The sequence below is a fragment of the Lysinibacillus telephonicus genome (assembly GCF_039654155.1).
Classification (GTDB): domain Bacteria; phylum Bacillota; class Bacilli; order Bacillales_A; family Planococcaceae; genus Ureibacillus; species Ureibacillus telephonicus.
This window is the reverse complement of the sequence record NZ_CP155468.1, coordinates 2959218-2976757: the sequence shown is the minus strand read 5'-3', so window position 1 is coordinate 2976757 and position 17540 is coordinate 2959218. Positions and strand designations below refer to the sequence as shown.

Annotated in this window: 16 protein-coding genes; 13 read left to right on the top strand and 3 right to left on the bottom strand. The window is 34.7% G+C overall.

Annotated elements, in window-relative coordinates; all coding sequences use genetic code 11:
- Positions 1-10: 10 nt before the first annotated feature.
- From MKY04_RS14350 to MKY04_RS14325, 6 genes are all read left to right on the top strand, one after another.
- Entirely contained in the window at positions 11-1069 is a 1059-nt protein-coding gene (locus tag MKY04_RS14350) for an ABC transporter ATP-binding protein (protein ID WP_126292641.1), read from the top strand.
- A complete protein-coding gene (locus MKY04_RS14345; protein WP_346234618.1) occupies positions 1062-2003 on the top strand; it encodes an ATP-binding cassette domain-containing protein in 942 nt (313 codons plus the stop codon). Before MKY04_RS14350 ends, MKY04_RS14345 begins: the two co-directional genes overlap by 8 nt.
- Positions 2004-2008: 5 nt before the next feature.
- Positions 2009-2941, top strand: a complete 933-nt coding sequence (locus tag MKY04_RS14340; RefSeq protein WP_126292643.1) for a S66 peptidase family protein — start codon at positions 2009-2011, stop codon at positions 2939-2941.
- Entirely contained in the window at positions 2942-3727 is a 786-nt protein-coding gene (locus MKY04_RS14335) for a serine hydrolase (protein WP_346234617.1), read from the top strand.
- Positions 3724-4539 (top strand): C40 family peptidase, encoded by an 816-nt coding sequence (locus tag MKY04_RS14330; protein ID WP_126292645.1) that lies wholly within the window; start codon positions 3724-3726, stop codon positions 4537-4539. The genes MKY04_RS14335 and MKY04_RS14330 overlap by 4 nt, the downstream gene beginning before the upstream one ends.
- 74 nt (positions 4540-4613) lie before the next feature.
- The gene (locus MKY04_RS14325; RefSeq protein WP_410798356.1) at positions 4614-5432 is read left to right on the top strand and encodes a VanW family protein; all 819 of its coding nucleotides are present in this window, start codon (positions 4614-4616) and stop codon (positions 5430-5432) included.
- 171 nt (positions 5433-5603) lie between these two features.
- On the opposite strand, the gene MKY04_RS14320 is transcribed toward MKY04_RS14325, so the two are convergent.
- A complete protein-coding gene (locus tag MKY04_RS14320) occupies positions 5604-7766 on the bottom strand; it encodes a carbohydrate-binding domain-containing protein (RefSeq protein WP_346234616.1) in 2163 nt (720 codons plus the stop codon).
- 275 nt (positions 7767-8041) lie between these two features.
- Here MKY04_RS14320 and MKY04_RS14315 point away from each other — a divergent pair, with 275 nt between their 5' ends.
- The 5 genes from MKY04_RS14315 (at position 8042) to MKY04_RS14295 (ending at position 12326) form a co-directional block, all read left to right on the top strand.
- Positions 8042-8728: a response regulator transcription factor gene (locus tag MKY04_RS14315; RefSeq protein WP_126292647.1), complete on the top strand. Its 687-nt coding sequence runs from the start codon at positions 8042-8044 to the stop codon at positions 8726-8728.
- The gene (locus MKY04_RS14310) at positions 8721-10028 is read left to right on the top strand and encodes a sensor histidine kinase (protein ID WP_126292648.1); all 1308 of its coding nucleotides are present in this window, start codon (positions 8721-8723) and stop codon (positions 10026-10028) included. The genes MKY04_RS14315 and MKY04_RS14310 overlap by 8 nt, the downstream gene beginning before the upstream one ends.
- A 114-nt stretch (positions 10029-10142) precedes the next feature.
- Entirely contained in the window at positions 10143-10841 is a 699-nt protein-coding gene (locus MKY04_RS14305; RefSeq protein WP_126292649.1) for a polyphosphate polymerase domain-containing protein, read from the top strand.
- Positions 10842-10869: 28 nt separating this feature from the next.
- Positions 10870-11553, top strand: a complete 684-nt coding sequence (locus MKY04_RS14300; RefSeq protein ID WP_126292650.1) for a DUF4956 domain-containing protein — start codon at positions 10870-10872, stop codon at positions 11551-11553.
- A 200-nt stretch (positions 11554-11753) separates the two neighbouring features.
- The gene (locus MKY04_RS14295) at positions 11754-12326 is read left to right on the top strand and encodes a YdcF family protein (protein WP_126292651.1); all 573 of its coding nucleotides are present in this window, start codon (positions 11754-11756) and stop codon (positions 12324-12326) included.
- Between the two features lie 61 nt (positions 12327-12387).
- Here MKY04_RS14295 and MKY04_RS14290 read toward each other — a convergent pair whose 3' ends face one another.
- Positions 12388-12657: a hypothetical protein gene (locus MKY04_RS14290; protein WP_126292652.1), complete on the bottom strand. Its 270-nt coding sequence runs from the start codon at positions 12655-12657 to the stop codon at positions 12388-12390.
- Between the two features lie 868 nt (positions 12658-13525).
- On the opposite strand from MKY04_RS14290, the gene MKY04_RS14285 reads away from it, so the two are divergent.
- A complete protein-coding gene (locus tag MKY04_RS14285; protein WP_126292653.1) occupies positions 13526-14443 on the top strand; it encodes a DUF1835 domain-containing protein in 918 nt (305 codons plus the stop codon).
- Positions 14444-14733: 290 nt separating this feature from the next.
- Complete coding sequence (locus tag MKY04_RS14280; RefSeq protein ID WP_346234615.1) at positions 14734-16329, top strand: sensor domain-containing diguanylate cyclase; 1596 nt, start codon at positions 14734-14736, stop codon at positions 16327-16329.
- A gap of 86 nt (positions 16330-16415) precedes the next feature.
- Here the strand turns inward: MKY04_RS14280 and MKY04_RS14275 are convergent, their stop codons facing one another.
- Positions 16416-17444, bottom strand: coding sequence for a threonine aldolase family protein (locus MKY04_RS14275; RefSeq protein WP_126292656.1), 1029 nt, complete (start codon positions 17442-17444; stop codon positions 16416-16418).
- Between the last annotated feature and the right edge of the window lie 96 nt (positions 17445-17540).

Here is a 17540-nt window from a genome sequence, read left to right as displayed (position 1 = left end):
GGAGATAACGATGGAAGCCACTCAAACAAAATCTACCATTCTATCAATTCACAATTTAGTAATCAAATTTAAACTACGTGGTAAAGTGTTAACGGCGATTCGTGATATTTCTCTTAATCTTTATAAAGGTGAGAGTCTTGCAATTGTAGGAGAGTCCGGTTCGGGTAAATCAGTTCTCGTAAAATCCATTATGGGCCTGCTGGATAAAAACGGTTTTATCGATCATGGGGCGATTATATACAACGATGAAGATTTAGCACACTTTCAAACAGAAAAGGATTGGCTGAAAATTCGAGGTAAAGAAGTCGCGATGGTAACACAAGACCCAATGACCTCATTAAACCCTTTAAAAACAGTTGGAAAGCAAATTGAGGAATGTGTCATTTTACATCAAGGATTAAGGGGCAAAGCAGCCTACGAAAAAACATTACAATACTTAAAAGATGTTGGGATTTATGATGTAGAAAAACGCTATAAGCAATATCCACATGAATTTTCAGGTGGGATGCGCCAGCGAATTGTAATTGCTATTGCCATTGCATGCAAGCCGAAAATTTTAATTTGCGATGAGCCAACAACTGCACTTGATGTAACAATTCAGGCACAGATTCTTCAGCTATTAAAAAATTTGCAACAACAATATGGACTAACAACAATTTATATTACCCATGACTTAGGTGTCGTTGCAAAAGTAGCGGATCGCATTGCTGTTATGTATGCAGGGGAGATTATCGAGGTTGGCCAAAGCCATGAAGTATTTTTCAATGGAAAGCACCCTTATACATGGGCACTTCTGTCATCGCTGCCCCAATTAGGGACAAAAGGGGAAGAACTTTATTCCATTAAAGGGACACCACCAAATCTGTTTAAAGACATTAAAGGGGATGCCTTTGCACCGCGTAATCCATATGCATTAAACATTGATTACGAGGAACGACCACCGTTTTTTAAAGTAAGCGAAACCCATTATGCAAAAACTTGGTTATTGCATCCAAAGGCACCTAAGGTAGAGCCTCCTCATAACTTGCAGGCATTCTTTGAAGAAGGGAGACACTATACCTATGAGTAACAAGGAAGTATTACTTGAAGTGAAAAATCTAAATGTAGTCTTTGGTAAGGGGAAAAGTAAGTTTCAAGCAATTGATAATGTCAGTTTTCAAATTTATAAAGGTGAAACATTTGGGCTTGTTGGAGAATCGGGCTCTGGTAAGACGACAATAGGCAGGTCCATTATGCGTATTAATGAGATTACAGATGGCGAGATTTTGTTTCATGGAAAGCCTATCAACGGCAAAATCGCAAAAGATTGGGACCGCGAAATCACTCAAAAAATACAAATGATTTTTCAAGACCCAATGGCATCATTGAATGAACGTGCAAAAGTAGACTATATCATTTCAGAAGGGTTAATAAATATAAAGAAATATAAAGATAAAAACAGTCGTAGTCAGAAGGTGCGTAATGCGCTGTTGGAGGTAGGATTACTCCCTGAGTTTGCAAGCCGCTTTCCTCATGAGTTCTCAGGAGGGCAGCGTCAACGAATCGGAATTGCTCGTGCACTCGTGATGGAGCCAGAGTTTATTATAGCAGATGAGCCGATTTCAGCTTTAGACGTATCCATTCGTGCACAAGTATTAAACTTATTGTCCAATTTACAAAAACAAAATGATTTAACCTATTTATTTATTGCCCATGATTTATCGATAGTTCGCTTTATTACTGATCGAACAGCGGTTATTTATAAAGGGAAAATTGTTGAGCTGGCTGAAACTGATAAATTATTTTCTAAGCCCATTCACCCTTATACGCGTGCCTTGTTATCAGCAGTTCCTGAACCGAATCCGGTGAAAGAGCAGGAAAAAGTTATTGAGATTTATGATCCAACTCAGCACAACTATGAGGCGGATCCACCTTCCTTCATAGAAATCGAAGAAGGTCACTTTGTGCTCGCAAACGAAGAGGAAATGATACGTTACCGTATTATGTTGAAGATAGGGGTGTAACTTAAGTGAGAATTCCGAAGTCATTGAAAAAAGGAGATACGATAGGGCTAATTAGTGCTTCTGGTGCAACGCCGAAGGAAGCATTACCAAAAGCTGTTGAGGCAGTTGAAAAGCTAGGTTTTAAAGTTGTAATTGGAGAGACATGCCGTGAAAGATATGGCTATTTAGCTGGAAAAGATGTACTCCGTGCAAAAGAGGTCAATGACATGTTTCATGATCCAGCAATTGATGGGATTTTTTGCATTCGTGGGGGCTACGGTGCGACAAAAATATTACCATTACTAGACTATGAAATGATTAGTGAAAATCCAAAGGTATTTACGGGTTATAGTGACGTGACAGCACTTCATATCGCATTTAATCAAAAATGTGATTTTGTCACATATCATACACCAATGCCTTCAACGGAATTTATCAAACCGGAGATGGATGAATATTCTTGGTCATCCTTTATAAAAAGTGTAACAAATACGGAACAAAAAAATTACTTTCTTGAAAATCCTTCTAAACAACAAATGACAACTTTTGTTGATGGTGAAGCAACTGGTCAGCTTGTAGGAGGTAATTTATCTTTAGTAGTGGCATCTCTTGGAACACCCTATGAGATTGATACAAAGGATAAGATTTTATTTTTAGAAGATATTGATGAATACGAACGAAGTATAGATCGTATGCTGACACAGCTTAAACTAGCGGGGAAATTAAATGATGCAGTAGGAATTATATTAGGTGCATGGACAAATTGTGGACCACAAAATCCGAATCATCCAGAGGAAAGTCTCCTCTTACAAACCATTTTTGAAGAGATATTAGCCCCATTAAATATACCAATTTTAATGGATGTCGCTTGTGGACACTGTTTACCAACAATGTCGCTACCTTTAGGGAGAATCATTACAATCAATGGTGAATTAAAAACGATTGAGGTAGTTGAGTAGATGAAAGAGAAAGTTCAAAGATTAATAGAGGAAGTTCGTTTCGATGTAAAAGTAGTTGTATCAGAAGCGAATTCTAATGAGTTTCTGATTGGGATAGGAATTGATGATGTTTTTCAAAGTGCAAGTCTTATCAAAGTACCCATTATGTTAGCCGTACTGGATTATGTTGAAGATAATAATGTTTCACTGAACCAAGTAATCGCAATTAAAGAAGAAAATGTCGTGGATTTCAGTATGATTACCGAGCAGGGCTTAAAAAATAGCACGATTTATGATTTATTAGTCGGGATGATTATAACAAGTGATAATACAGCAACAAACGTATTAATTGACTTCATTGGGATGGACAATCTCAATCAATATTTTAAAAAAATAGGTTTAACGCAAACGATACTTAACCGTAAGATGATGGATTTTGAGCAAGTTAAAAAAGGAATTGATAATGTTACAACTGCAAGAGATATGTCAGTTCTCTTTCGTCATATCTATCGCCAGGATTTGTTAACTCCAAAAAACTGCGAACTAGCTCTGAACATTTTAAAAAGACAAAGAATATATGAATCACTAAAAAGATATTTAGTGGATGATGTCACCATTGCACATAAAACAGGTAGTCTCGATACGGTTGAACATGATGTAGGAATCGTCTTTAGTCCTCTGAAAGATTATATGATTGGTATTTTTGTTACTAATCATTGTGACAATGAAGAAGCAAAACGATTGATTGGAAGAATTTCAAAGGTTGTTTATCAACATTTTGTAAAAAAGGATGAGGATTCAAGATGAAGGCCATCGTCAAAAAAATGATTGCAAATTTACATGCCAAACCTAGTCAAACATCTGAATTGGTGGATGAAGTGTTGTATGGAATGACAGTAGAAATAATCGAAGAAACAAATCATGCCTGGGTATATGTAAAGACACTCTATCAATATGAAGGATATTGTCAGAAAGATAGTTTGTTAATAGATGATGAAAAAACAGAGTCATGGCTAGAGGAAGCATCATTTGTCATCATTCAAAACTTTGCGGATGTGTTATGTGAGCCGAAAATTCAGACTGCCAAATTGGCAACGCTAGTGAAGGGTTCTATTGTACGATATCTAGGACCTACAGAGGACAGTAAAGAATGGGCACAGATACAATTGGTGACAGGACAAATAGGTTATACGAGAACACAATGGATTCAGCGTAGACTTACGCAAAACATTTTACCAGAGCACAAGTTTCGAGAGAATGTTGTCCAAACGGCTTTAAGCTATTTATCAACACCTTATCGTTGGGGAGGAAAAACACCTCTTGGGATTGATTGCTCAGGACTTTGCTCAATGGCTTATCTACTTAATGGTGTAGTGATCTATCGTGATGCCAAAATAGTTGATGGGTTCCCTATTAAACAAATACCTTTTGAACAAATACAAAAAGGGGATTTAATATATTTTCCTGGACATATTGCAATGTACATGGGAGAGGACCTATATGTTCACTCATCACTTGGTGGAAACCAAGTAAGTACGAATAGTTTAAATAAAGAACATCCCCACTACCGTAATGATTTGGCAACTACTATAATAGCAGTAGGAAGTTTATTTGGATAATTCTGTATGTTGCTTTTCGAAAAAACTTTCAACTAGCTTCTTAACTTAAAACACTATTTATCGGAGTGATATACGTGCTATCATTGAAGCCAAAGCAAAGAAGCCCACTTAGAATTTTCTTTGGAAAAATTTATTTCCGTCTCAAGAGATATATAAAATGGGTGAATGGTAAACAAAAATTTGCGTTAGAAAACCATTCAACTAACTTGGACCATCTTATATTCACACATCGCTCATTACTCCTTCGTGAATTGAAAGATGTAGATATGTGGATGCAGCATAATAAGGTGAAGAATCTAAAAATCGCTGTAAAAAAGTTAAATAGAGTCGTCATTAAGCCTGGAGAAACCTTTTCCTATTGGCGGTTGCTAGGGAATACAACAAAGAGAAAAGGTTATGTAGATGGAATGGTACTATTCTATGGACAGGTCAAAAAAGGTACAGGCGGGGGATTGTGCCAATTATCCAATTTAATTTATTGGATGACTTTGCACACGCCATTAACAGTTACGGAAAGACATCGCCATAGCTATGATGTCTTTCCAGATTCTAAAAGAACTCAGCCATTTGGCAGCGGGGCAACCTGCGCTTACAACTATCTTGACCTGCAGATTAAAAATGAAACAAATAATACGTACCAGTTAGTAGTCTATTTAACAGATTCTCATTTAGTGGGAGAGTGGCGGTCAGATGCTTTAGCGATTAGAAATTATGAAGTATATGAAAAGGAACATTGGATAACTCACGAGTATTGGGGAGGCTACGTAAGACATAATAAAATCCATCGCAAAGTATTTAACATAGATAAAATACAAATTGGTGATGAATATATTACCGAAAATCATGCCATTATGATGTACGAACCATTTTTGGAAGTAACAAAATCTTTGTAAATGATGAAACACTTTATTCCAAAGTGCTAAAAACCTAAAGAACTTATAAAAGGAACTTAGAATTTAATCCAAGTTCCTTTTTAAAGTGAGTGTAATCAACGTTGTTGTGTTTTATGATTTATCTATTAAATGTTTCGTATCAAACTGCTTATCTTATTCTTCTTCATTTTATTATTGTTTGTTTTGTTCTTGTGGTTCACCCCTTTGAGGAAGTTCTACCCCAAGTTCCTCCATCTGTGCTTGAGCTTCTTCTTGAGTAATGACTCCGTTTCGTTCCTGTTCCATAATGCTCTGGACTTTTTGTCTTGTTTCTTCATCTAGATTTGAGAACATATCGCCTCGATTTCCTCCTGCACCACCAGGTCCTCCCATTCCACCATGACCTGTATTTGCTTCTGTTATCCCTGTTTCATTCAGCCATGTAACGATATCAGAAATCATAAATTCCACTACACTTGTTCCGCCTTGATAGTCCCCATTGGAAAATAATCCATTGCTTTCAGAGCCCGTAGCTGTCCCTCCTGAGTAAAGAGTGTATGAACCATCTTTAGTCAGTTGTGGCGAACTAATTAAGACTGATTGATAGTCTTTTTCAGGTGCAAAGGTTATAACTGTGTTTCCATCGCCATCTTCAAGATGTAGTAGTGTTCCAGCCGATTGCGTTTCAGAATAAGTCATCATAATAGTGTTTTGTGTTGATTTTTCAGATGTTGCCATCGCCATTCCTGAGCTGCCAGAGGCAATAAGCAAGCCCCCACTAATTTCAAAATTTTGATCATAGTCTAAAGAACCATTGTTATTATTAGTAGGTCCATTTACGATAACAGTTCCGTCCGTCATTGAGATTGAACCATTTGAGTCGAGTCCATCGCCAGTGGCATTTACATAAACAAAGCCTCCATTAATAGAAAGCAAGTTCTCTTCGGTATTTTCAGTCGCAGCAAAGTCCCTGCCTGAACTGTCATTTCCTCCACCAACGTTAATGCCGTCATCTACCGAATTAACGTGAATTTCTCCATCGGCTATTGTGATGGTTTTACTTTCTACACCCTCATAGCTCTTTGTAACATTTATACTGCCGCCTTTCGTTAAAATAGATATATCTGCATGAATTCCATCATCACCGGTAGCCACTTTTAAATCTCCCCCGGTAATAGTTATCGAGTTGTTGCTGTGAACAGCATCATCTAAGGAATCAATAGTGAAACTTCCTCCGCCGATTGCTACTTCTACCGAAGCTTTCAGTCCTTTTGTACTTTCAGTTACTTCTTCCGTTTCTGCTGCTGTTTCTGTTTCAGTTTGTGTTTCGGGGCTGGTAGCAGCTGCATTTAGATCTGCCTCAGCAGGTGGTGTCATTTCGCTTGATGGCATTCCTCCAGGCGGTGCCATTCTATTGTTTTCATTTGTTTCGATAGTTTCTGGGCTTCCACCACCGGATGTAATAGCGAATTCTCCGTCTGCAATTAACAGTGAAGTTTCTGCCTGAATTCCGTCATTTGCTGATTCAATGTCAAATTTACCGCCTTCAATTGCGATAAGAGCTTTTGAAGAATCTTTGTCATTTGTGGATTTTATCCCATCTCCACCAGCTTTTATAGTGATATTTCCATCTTTAACTGCAACGAGGTCACGGCCCATTAAGCCATCATCCACCGCATCAATTTGAATTGTTCCACCAGTTATTCTTAATTCATCTTTGGAAGCTATTCCATTATTATAATTACCGTTTACGATCAATGTTCCACTACCATTAATCGTCAAATTGTCTTTACTGAACAAGGCGGCATTGGGCTCATCATCATCTGAATTCTCATACACATATTTTTCCCCATCAGTTAATACGTTTTTCGTTCCTTCTTCTAGAGAAACAATTGTTTTTTCTGCATTTTCTATATAGATAGGAGCATACGTCGAAGAATTAATTTCCACTCCATTAAGGATAAGTTGAACAGTTTCTTCATCTTCAGCATTAACATGAATTTGTCCATCATTCAGCTTTCCGCTAATTTCATAAACCCCAGAAGTCCGAATTGTGATAGTACTTCCATCAATAACGACTCCTCCGTCTCCTTCATAAGTTGCACTGTCTCCATTAAGCTTAATAGAAGTTGCATTATCCCATTCACTATAAAAGTCCTCATCGGAATAAGCTACTTTCTCGCTTATAACACTCGCTACTTCCTGATTGCCGATAGTACTTAAGCTTTCTGCATTGGCTACTGCTGGATTACTAGTAGAGTCAACATCTTCTGTATTATTGCTGCAACCAAATAATAGCCCAGTGCACATAAGAGGTGCAGCTACTTTAAAAAGTTTTGATTTTTGTTTTTTCATAAATGTGTCTCCTTTATGTTCATTTTACCTTTTTGAAAGATAAGTTTCTTATGAGACCCATTATTAAGGATCAACCTTAAACAAACCTTAAAATCAATTTCGCTTTAGCTAACCAGCGTCCGAATTTCGGACTCGTGTTTGGGCCAATATGGTGTTGGTCAGTTCATTCAGCAGGGCTTGGTCCCAATTAATGAAAAAAGAAAAGTTTGCATTTATTGTAAATGGTCCTATAATCAAACGTAGCAAATTAATTAGACAAAAAGGGAGATCGGTTTATGAAGTTATTAATTATTGAGGATGACAAATATCTCTCTGATTCAATATGTGAAACAACAAAAGAATTGTTTCAAGCAGAGCAGGCATTCGATGGAGAAGAAGGGTTGTTTCTTGCAGAACAAAATATCTTTGATGTCATTATATTAGATATTATGCTGCCAGCTATGAACGGATATGAAGTATTGAAAAGCTTAAGGAAGCAAAATATAATGACCCCAGTAATTATGCTGACAGCAAAAGATGGGATTGATGACAAGATTCAAGGGTTTAAAGTTGGTGCCGACGACTATTTGGTCAAGCCCTTTCACCGAGAGGAATTGTTGCTGAGACTTGAGGCGATGGTCAGAAGGAATGGAGGATTATTAAAGGAGAATGTCATTACTTTTAAGGAAATTAAATTGAATATTAAAAACAAAACGGCTGAGATTAATGGGGAAATTCTTAAACTGAACGGCAAGCAATTCGATTTGCTGGAGTACTTGATTAATAATAAAAATACGATTTTAACAAAAGAACAAATTTTTGATAGAATATGGGGATTTGAGTCAGACACTTCAACAACGGTAGTAGAAGTGTATGCAAGCAATTTAAGGAAAAATCTTAAAAAGCATGGTTACGACCAATATATCAAGACGTTCCGTGGGCTAGGGTATATGCTGACGGATAGCGGTGAAGAAGATGTTTAATAAATCCATTTTCACGAAACAGCAACTGAAATTTATGCTCCTTAATTTAATTGCTTTTTCAGTAATTTTTACGATTTTTAGCATCATTATTTTCGGTCAAGTACAAAGAACGCTATATTCCCATGCAGATGAGGAGCTTTTATTATTTAAAGAGAGATTAACTAACAATATGTTTGATAATGAAGCGGCTGGATTTAGGCCACAACTAGGAAATGAAGGTCAAAATAAAGTATTTCCTCCCAAAGATAAAAAAGAAAATCCAAATCCTAGGATTACCGTTATTCATTGGGGCTATGGTGGGAAAATTGTAAATAAAGATGAAATTGGAACCTTATTCTACGAAAATTATCTTCAGGATTATCAGCTTGATAAAACTAAGATAGACGAAATTACGACGACAACTATTAATGATCTGTACGATTTCCGATATATTCTATTTAAAGATACTAATAATCAGGATGATATAGCTTATACACAGCTTTTAATTAATGTGGATGCAGAACAAACAATTATCTCAAATTTTGAAAGGCTAGTTATTATTTGTTCCATCATTTTTACTATTCTTTCGATTTCGGCTAGCTTTATTTTATCTAAAAAAATGATGAAGCCGATTATTCAATCATGGAATAAGCAGGCAGAGTTTGTTGAAAATGCTTCACATGAGCTAAGAACACCGTTAACCATTATTCAAAATAAACTAGAGCTGCTTCTTACATCACCGAATGAAAGAATTGCCGATAAATTTGAAAATATTGCTTTGAGCCTTTCCGAAACACGGCGACTATCAAAACTTACATCAGACTTATTAACACTTGCTAGAGCAGATTCATCTGAAACAGAGCTTACTCTTCAAACTGTTGATGTCGACGCATTTGTGAGGAAAGTATGTGCACCTTATCAGGAAATTGCCGAGTCACAAGAAAAGCATTTTTGGCTAAATTTAAAGTGTCCAATCAATATAAAAGTAGATGAAACCCGTTTTCATCAATTGCTGGTCATTTTGCTTGATAATGCTTTAAAATACACCAGTGAAAGTGACAGTATTGGTGTGAAAACATATGTAGATGACCATAAGGCTGTGATAGAGGTTACAGATACGGGAATCGGAATCAAAGAGAAAAATCTCCCGTATATTTTTGACCGTTTTTACCGCGAGGATAAAGCAAGATCCAGAGAAACGGGTGGTGTAGGTTTAGGATTATCGATTGCCCAATGGATAGTTGAAAAACATAAAGGGTCGATAAAAGCAGTAAAAAATAAAAATAAAGGAACGACTTTTATTATTAAGCTTCAAAAGTAAGTGAGATCACAAATTTGTGGTCTTTTTTTATTTTCCTAAGTTATTTTAAGGTTTGTTTAAGGTTTGTTTTTAATAATGTTATTCGTAAACAATACAGCAAAGGAGAAAGATGACATGGAGGCCATGCGATTAAACGGCGTGATGGGTCGAACTGAATTGAAGCATGAAATTACAAAGATGGATTGCTACCTTTTAAGAAATAAATTAAAGCATTTCATGAAAATAGATCCCCATGCTAAAGAGAATGGAAAATATTTAATTCGCAGTGTTTATTTCGATAACTTCGATAATAAAGTGTTAACTGAGAAAAAGGAAGGATTTTTTCAGCGAGATAAATTTCGAGTAAGATTATATGATTACAACATGGATTTCCTTAACCTGGAAAAGAAGAGTAAGAGGAATAATCTAACGTTTAAACAAAAATGCTCTTTGACTGCGGATGAATATGAAAGAATTAGAATCGGTGAGATTGCGTGGATGGAGAATGATCCGAGACAGCTTATCCAGGATTTATATATTCAAATGAATTTATTTCAAATAAAACCGGTAACGGTCGTTGATTATGAAAGGGAAGTGTTTATATATGATCAGGGCAATGTCCGTGTAACCTTCGACAGTAATATTAAAACAAGCTTTAGAAATAACGATTTGTTAAATCCCGATTTAGCAATGGTTGAAACGAATCCAGAAATCGTCATTCTTGAAGTAAAGTATGACGAATTTTTACCAGATGTTATTAAATTTTTGCTTCAGCTAGGAAATAGAAGTAAGGGAACTTATTCAAAGTATCAAATTAGCAGAATGTTTGGCTAAGTTATAGAAATTAATTGGAGGAATTACGATGGAAACAGCAAATTTTAATGATATTTTTAAATCCAGCATTTTAGAAAAAACAAGCAATTTTTCAATAGTCGATTCACTAGTTGGATTACTAGTTGCTTTTTTAATAGGGTTATTTATTTATTATGTTTATAAAAAAACTTTCTCAGGTGTGATTTACTCGCATACTTTTAATATATCTTTAATCATCATGTCTATGGCGACAGCTTTAATTATTATCGGTATCTCATCAAATGTACTATTATCACTAGGAATGGTTGGAGCATTATCAATTGTACGTTTTAGAACACCGATAAAAGACCCGATGGATATCGTATATCTTTTCTGGGCTATTGTTTCAGGTATTTTATGTGGAGCAGGATTTATTCCACTCGTTATTATTGGTTCGATTTTAATTGGTACAGTGTTAATTCTTTTTGGCAACCGTATAAAAGTGGAGAATCCTTATTTATTAGTTGTTCGCTATGATGAAACTTCTATTGAAAACCTATTGGAACATGTGATTTCTGAACAAGTAAAAAAACATTCAATTAAATCAAAATCTGTTATGCCTGGAAATGATTTTGAGGTAACTTATGAAATTCGTGTTAAAGACAATGATATGAGTTTCATTAACAATATTTCAAACTTAGCAGGAGTAAAATCTGCGATTATGCTAAGCTATGATGGAAACTTTACAGCTTAATTAATATAGGTAGATTACCTTAACCAGTCCCAAGTGGAATTCCTTCACTTGGGATTTTAATTTTTCCCTACTTATTCATCGTTAGGTTTAAATGTAGAAACCGTTCCAGAATCTATTAGTTAAGCATATATAAAATTAAATTGGAAAAAAAGTGAATCTTTTCCTTGTCCTAATCGTTGATATGAATGAGAGGTGAAAGTATGAAAAAATGGATTGGTGGAAGTGTTTTACTTCTTTTATTATTGGGATATGGTTATTACTTTCTTGGAACTGAAATTGAAAAAGGAAAGGTGCCTACAGCGGATGGATCAAATGATTATTTAATCATATTAGGTGCGAAAATCAAACCAAGTGGTATTCCATCACTCGCCTTAAAAAACAGGCTAGATGTTGCAATAGACTACTTAAATCAACACGAACATGTTCAAGTGATTGTTTCGGGCGGACAAGGTCATGATGAACCTGCTTCAGAAGCTTCTGTTATGGCAAAGTACTTGATAGATGCTGGGATTGATCCGTTAAGAGTTCAATTAGAGGAGAATTCTACATCGACCTATGAAAACTTGCTATATTCTAAAGAACTATTGCCAGAGGAGGTAAAAGAAATCACAATTATTTCGAATGATTTTCATTTAGCGAGAGCTAAGTATTTGGCAAAGGTAGTCGGCTTGGAAGCGGATGTAGTGGCAGCTCCTACTCCCAAAAGTGTAGAAATAAAATCAAATATACGTGAACGACTTGCTTTACTGAAAACCTATGTCGTTGGAAAATAAAATTAAACACCTTTAAATCTGAATATTAAATAGATTTATAGGTGTTGTTTTGTGAAATATATTAATCACCTCCTCCGCCTCCATCACCCCCGCCACTATCACTAGAACTGCTAGCAGAGTCAGAAGACCACCAAGAGTCAGAGGAACTTGAGTTGGAATTATAGTTGCGTCTTCTTTTTCGTTTCTTTTCTCTTTCTTTTTCATAGGGAGCCAATCTTAGCCATTTAATCCAATTGATAATACTTATTAAAAGTCGGAAAATTAGAAAACAAGCGAGAAAAATTAAATACCCAGAGACAACAATTGCAAAAATACCTAGGATGATACTCATAAGCTCCACCTCAAGTCAGTCCTTTTACTAAATTGTAGCAATTGTTTATTACTCTCTTCCAATACATATAGTCCTAAAAGGTGAATAGGGTATAAATTACTACCGATAGTTAGTCAGTAACGATTAATAGCATGATTATCTGAATAGTTATGATATGGATTATCCACGTAATATTGTTATCGAGGTTTAAAAATCAATTTATGCTTAGGGGTAGAAAAATGAAGAAAATATTAACATTTTTTATCGTAATTGTATTGGCTGTTTGGATTGCTGAATATGTACAAACGGTCATTTTAATATAAAATCTTGATCCATTAAAACCAATATCAGAATTCACTTCCATCTTAGATTTTACACCACTTATTTGATATAACATAACAACAATTTTGGTAATGATTTTTATTTGGGCTGCAAAAAAGGGAATGCTATTGTTTAAGAATAAAAAGGCTTAAGATTAAATTTTTACTTTACCTTTTAAATAACTACTTGGCCAGGAGTTTATGGTAGAAAGAGATGACATTAGTCAAGGACTGGTAATACTTTATCATTGTATTGTAATAGGGGGAATAGCGGTTAAAGACGGTTTTTTTAAAATAGGTAATTAAAGATATAAAGTTGCAACCGAAAAAATAAAAAGGAGTGAATCCAAATTAAAACTAAAATAAATCACCCATTTATATATTTTTTTCTTGAACCGAATAAAGTTTTTGTATATCGAATTGAGTCGCAAACAAATGTAACTGCACCTGATTTAACAAAAGGTAATCAATGGGAAGTCTATGAAATAAATAATGTTGATGAATTTAAAATATTTAATCATTATGAAAAGAAACCGATAGAAGAGAGTGGAAGAAGTTTTTTTATAAATATGGATGAACTAAATATTATGATAGATGAAATAAACTCACATATTAAAAAGTATCATTGTAAATCTAAATCGGAACAAGAGAGCGATGTTCATATCGTTATTTCAGAATTTACGGCGGGTTCCTTAAGGGTAGCCCTTAAACGACCGAAAAAAGTAATTGGATTTCCAGACTCTTTTTCCATTGGGCCATTATGGAGGTTAAATGAAAAAATAGGTCAATCCTTCCGGAGCCAATGGTTATATGAAAATATTAACGATGAGCTGGATGATTATGAATATGAACAAAAATTTATTAATACATTGCTTGAAATTGAGAATATCTCAGAGCATGTTCCTATCTATCTCTGGTATGGCAATAATGCAGAGGAGCAGACAGGGCTGCGCTTTATTCTCTATTTATTGAAGGATAAAAAAAATGAGATTTATCTTATTAACTCAACATTAGTTTATGAAAAGGTAACAGCTTATAAAATTGAGGAACAGCCAATTTTTCATACAGGGCAGATTGAACCGGAATTTTTAAGGCTAATATTTGACGAAACAACAAAGAATATACCATTAACAGTAGAAGAACGTATCAGATTTCATAAAGAATGGAAATCATTATCCAAAAGTAAGGATGTGCTTCGTTTATTTATTGAGGGTGAAATTCGAGAGGTGCCCGAGAATTATTTTGATTCCATTATTTTAGAAACTATTGACAATTTACATAAAAAACAAGGCAGCAAGGAATTTCTGAAGACTGGTGATGTAATTGTAGAAATTATAACCAAAATGGATGAGATGGTAAATTTGTATTTTTTAGAATATCGGATTCGATATTTAATATATAGTGGAGCACTTGAGTTGCAAGGAATACCAAAATCGATAAGGCACTATCGCGTAAAACTTCCTGATAAAAAATTAAAAAAAGACTGATTTTAAATGGTCATGATTGTATAAAGTTGCACTGAAATTAGAGATATACAATTTGGAATAAGTCAATCAAGAATGAAGCAATCTTTTAAATTCCTCATATAGGTTATAATCCTCTATTTCTCTAGAAGCGAGAATTTTCGTTTCTCGCTTTTCTTGTTTTAATCCCGAATAATCTCGCTCCTGTAATAATCTGGTAAATAATTATATTTCTATCTATTTTAGGAAATAGTATAATAATATTTTAGCTAAAGTGTCGAATTTGTAGTTTAAATCACCTAGGAGATCTCTAAATGCAAAAACTAAGTGAAAGATTAACATTAAAACATTTATTTATTGGTGTACTGTCATTAGCTTTTTTGTTATCTGTAGTTAGTAGTATGTATAGTAGTTATCAAGGAAATGTTAGGTTATTAGAAGAACAAACATTAGAAAAGAATCGAGTATATGCTCTAAAACTTTCTCAAATGGTAAATTTGTATTTATCGGAATCTTTAAAAAGACTTGAATACAGCGCTTTAAAAATTGCAAATAACATGGATGATAAAGAAGCATTATTAGATGAGGCAAATCGTCTACTGCTTCAGGAAAATACATTTAATTCTGTTATCATTGCAAACCCCGAAGGCTTAATCATAGAAGGTGCACCTAGCGAGTTTGGTCTTAAAGGAAAACAGATCATATCCAAAGAGAGATTGGAAGTTATTCGAAATCAAGAACCATTTATCTCGCCCCCTTATAAATCGATTACAGGTGAGTATTTGATTACGATATCACAACCGATTTTTTCAAGTGCAGGGGAGTATCAGGGGGTAATTAATGGCAGTATTTACATTAATGAATCGAACTTTTTTCATAAAGTATTAGGAGAGCATCATTATCAGGATGGTTCTTACGTATATGTAGTAGATTCAGAAGGTCACATTATTTACCACCTAAATAAAAATCGGACAGGAGATAATGTATACGAAAATGAAGTTGTAAAAAAATTAACGCTTGGTGAAAGTGGTGCACAGCTTGTAAAAAACAAACATGGAGTGGACATGCTTGCGGGTTTCAGTACAGTCGAATTGACTGGATGGGGAGTTGTAACGCAAACACCGAAATCTGTAGCGATCGATTCAGTGGATAATCAGGTTATAAGTATGCTTTTAATTGAACTTCCACTTATTATTTCGTCAATGATTATCGTCTTTATAGTTGCAGGACTAATCGTAAAACCTTTACAAAATATTGCTATCATTGCCGAAAATAGTATCCAGGAAAGCGAAATGAAGGAACTAAAGCAATTAAATGTATTTTACTATGAAGCACTTCAAATTAAAAATGCATTAATTCAAAGCTTTTCTTTCTTACATAATCAAGTGAGTTTTCTAAAGGATCAATCTACTATTGATCCACTTACCAGTTTAACAAATCGCCGTACATTAGATACTGTTTTACAATCTTGGACATATCAAGGAAAAGAATTTTCTGTCATTATGATAGATATCGACCATTTTAAATTAATTAATGATACAAAAGGGCATGCAATTGGTGATGAAGTTTTAAAATTCTTCTCAGATCAAATGAAAAAGGTGACACGGGAAGAAGATATTTGTTGCAGATTCGGCGGCGAAGAATTTTTGATTTTACTGCCAGAAACAACAGTAAAACAGGCTTATAATATTGCGGAATATTTTCTTAAAATATTAGCTGATACCGAGAGTCCATCTGGCCAACCTTTGACATTTTCAGCAGGCATTGCTTCATTCCCAAGACAAGCTGCAAATTCAAGAGAGCTAATAGAGTTTGCTGATAAAGCCTTATATGCTGCAAAACGAGCTGGCCGCAATCGTATTATTATTGCAAATCAAAAAAATACACCATTAAGCGATTTCCTTAGTTAAAATTGCATTTCCTTATAAATATAAAAATCGTCCCGCTTTTAAAAAAACGAGGACGATTTTTTATTTATATGAAGTTTAAATTGAAATTAATTATCTTTAAGTAAGTTTTTAACATCCTCAATTAACTCAATGCACGCATCTTTAGTAGTAGCCCATGAAGTAACAAATCGTATAGCTATTTTATTTTCTACTTCTTCCCAAATCTCAAAGTCGTATAGTGTACTTAATTTCTCAACGATTTCCTTGCTGAAAATTGGGAAAATTTGATTCGTTGGTGATTCACTTAATAGTGGCACTCCTAATTGTTTTAATTGGCTGCTTAAAAAATAAGCTAGTTCATTTTCATGCTGTCCCATTTTAAAATAAAGGTCGTCTTGAAATGCTCTTTCAAATTGAATGCCAAGTACATAGCCTTTTGCAAGCATGGCCGTTTTATTTTTAATATGGTATCTAAAATATGGTTTTAAATGATCGTTGAATATGACGATGCCTTCACCGCTTAGCATCCCAATCTTCGTTCCCCCAATATACATGACATCGCAAAGATCCTTCAGCATATTGAATTGCACATCACTTGCAGCAAGTCCGCTAGAGAGGCGTGCTCCGTCTATATATAAATACAAGTTGTTTTCTTTGCAGCATGCATATAATGCCCTTAATTCCTCAGTACTATAAACAGTTCCAATCTCCGTAGACTGCGAAATATAAACTAAACCAATTTTAACCATATGTTCATCTTGATGTATTTTCAGTGCTTGCAAAATATCAGCTGGATAAAGCTTTCCTTCATGCCCAACGCTTGTATAAACTTTATGACCTGTTGCTTCTATAGCCCCAGTTTCATGTACATTAATATGACCAGTGCTCGGTGCCAACACTGCTTCATAAGGACGTAAAATATGAGAAATCACTGTAGCATTTGCTTGTGTACCCCCAGTTACAAAGTGAATATCACAATTATCACTGTGCAATTTTTCTTTAATTAATTGCTTCGCGTTTTCTGTATGTTTATCTAATCCGTACCCAATATTTTGTTCTTTACTTGCGTTCATAAGCGCAGATAAAATTTCTGGATGACAAAGCTCACTGTAATCATTTCTAAAGCTATATTTCATAGTATTCCCTCATTTACTTATTATTTGAATATAAAATAGTATATCACCAATTTAATAAATTGGAGTGTTGATTGTTTTTTAAGAAATATGAAGGCT

Coding starts and splice junctions, on each gene's coding strand:
- MKY04_RS14350 (WP_126292641.1), top strand. CDS start 11: ATGGAAGCCACTCAAACAAAATCTACCATTCTATCAATTCACAATTTA.
- MKY04_RS14345 (WP_346234618.1), top strand. CDS start 1,062: ATGAGTAACAAGGAAGTATTACTTGAAGTGAAAAATCTAAATGTAGTC.
- MKY04_RS14335 (WP_346234617.1), top strand. CDS start 2,942: ATGAAAGAGAAAGTTCAAAGATTAATAGAGGAAGTTCGTTTCGATGTA.
- MKY04_RS14330 (WP_126292645.1), top strand. CDS start 3,724: ATGAAGGCCATCGTCAAAAAAATGATTGCAAATTTACATGCCAAACCT.
- MKY04_RS14320 (WP_346234616.1), bottom strand. CDS start 7,766: ATGAAAAAACAAAAATCAAAACTTTTTAAAGTAGCTGCACCTCTTATG.
- MKY04_RS14315 (WP_126292647.1), top strand. CDS start 8,042: ATGAAGTTATTAATTATTGAGGATGACAAATATCTCTCTGATTCAATA.
- MKY04_RS14310 (WP_126292648.1), top strand. CDS start 8,721: ATGTTTAATAAATCCATTTTCACGAAACAGCAACTGAAATTTATGCTC.
- MKY04_RS14305 (WP_126292649.1), top strand. CDS start 10,143: ATGGAGGCCATGCGATTAAACGGCGTGATGGGTCGAACTGAATTGAAG.
- MKY04_RS14300 (WP_126292650.1), top strand. CDS start 10,870: ATGGAAACAGCAAATTTTAATGATATTTTTAAATCCAGCATTTTAGAA.
- MKY04_RS14295 (WP_126292651.1), top strand. CDS start 11,754: ATGAAAAAATGGATTGGTGGAAGTGTTTTACTTCTTTTATTATTGGGA.
- MKY04_RS14290 (WP_126292652.1), bottom strand. CDS start 12,657: ATGAGTATCATCCTAGGTATTTTTGCAATTGTTGTCTCTGGGTATTTA.
- MKY04_RS14285 (WP_126292653.1), top strand. CDS start 13,526: ATGGATGAACTAAATATTATGATAGATGAAATAAACTCACATATTAAA.
- MKY04_RS14280 (WP_346234615.1), top strand. CDS start 14,734: ATGCAAAAACTAAGTGAAAGATTAACATTAAAACATTTATTTATTGGT.
- MKY04_RS14275 (WP_126292656.1), bottom strand. CDS start 17,444: ATGAAATATAGCTTTAGAAATGATTACAGTGAGCTTTGTCATCCAGAA.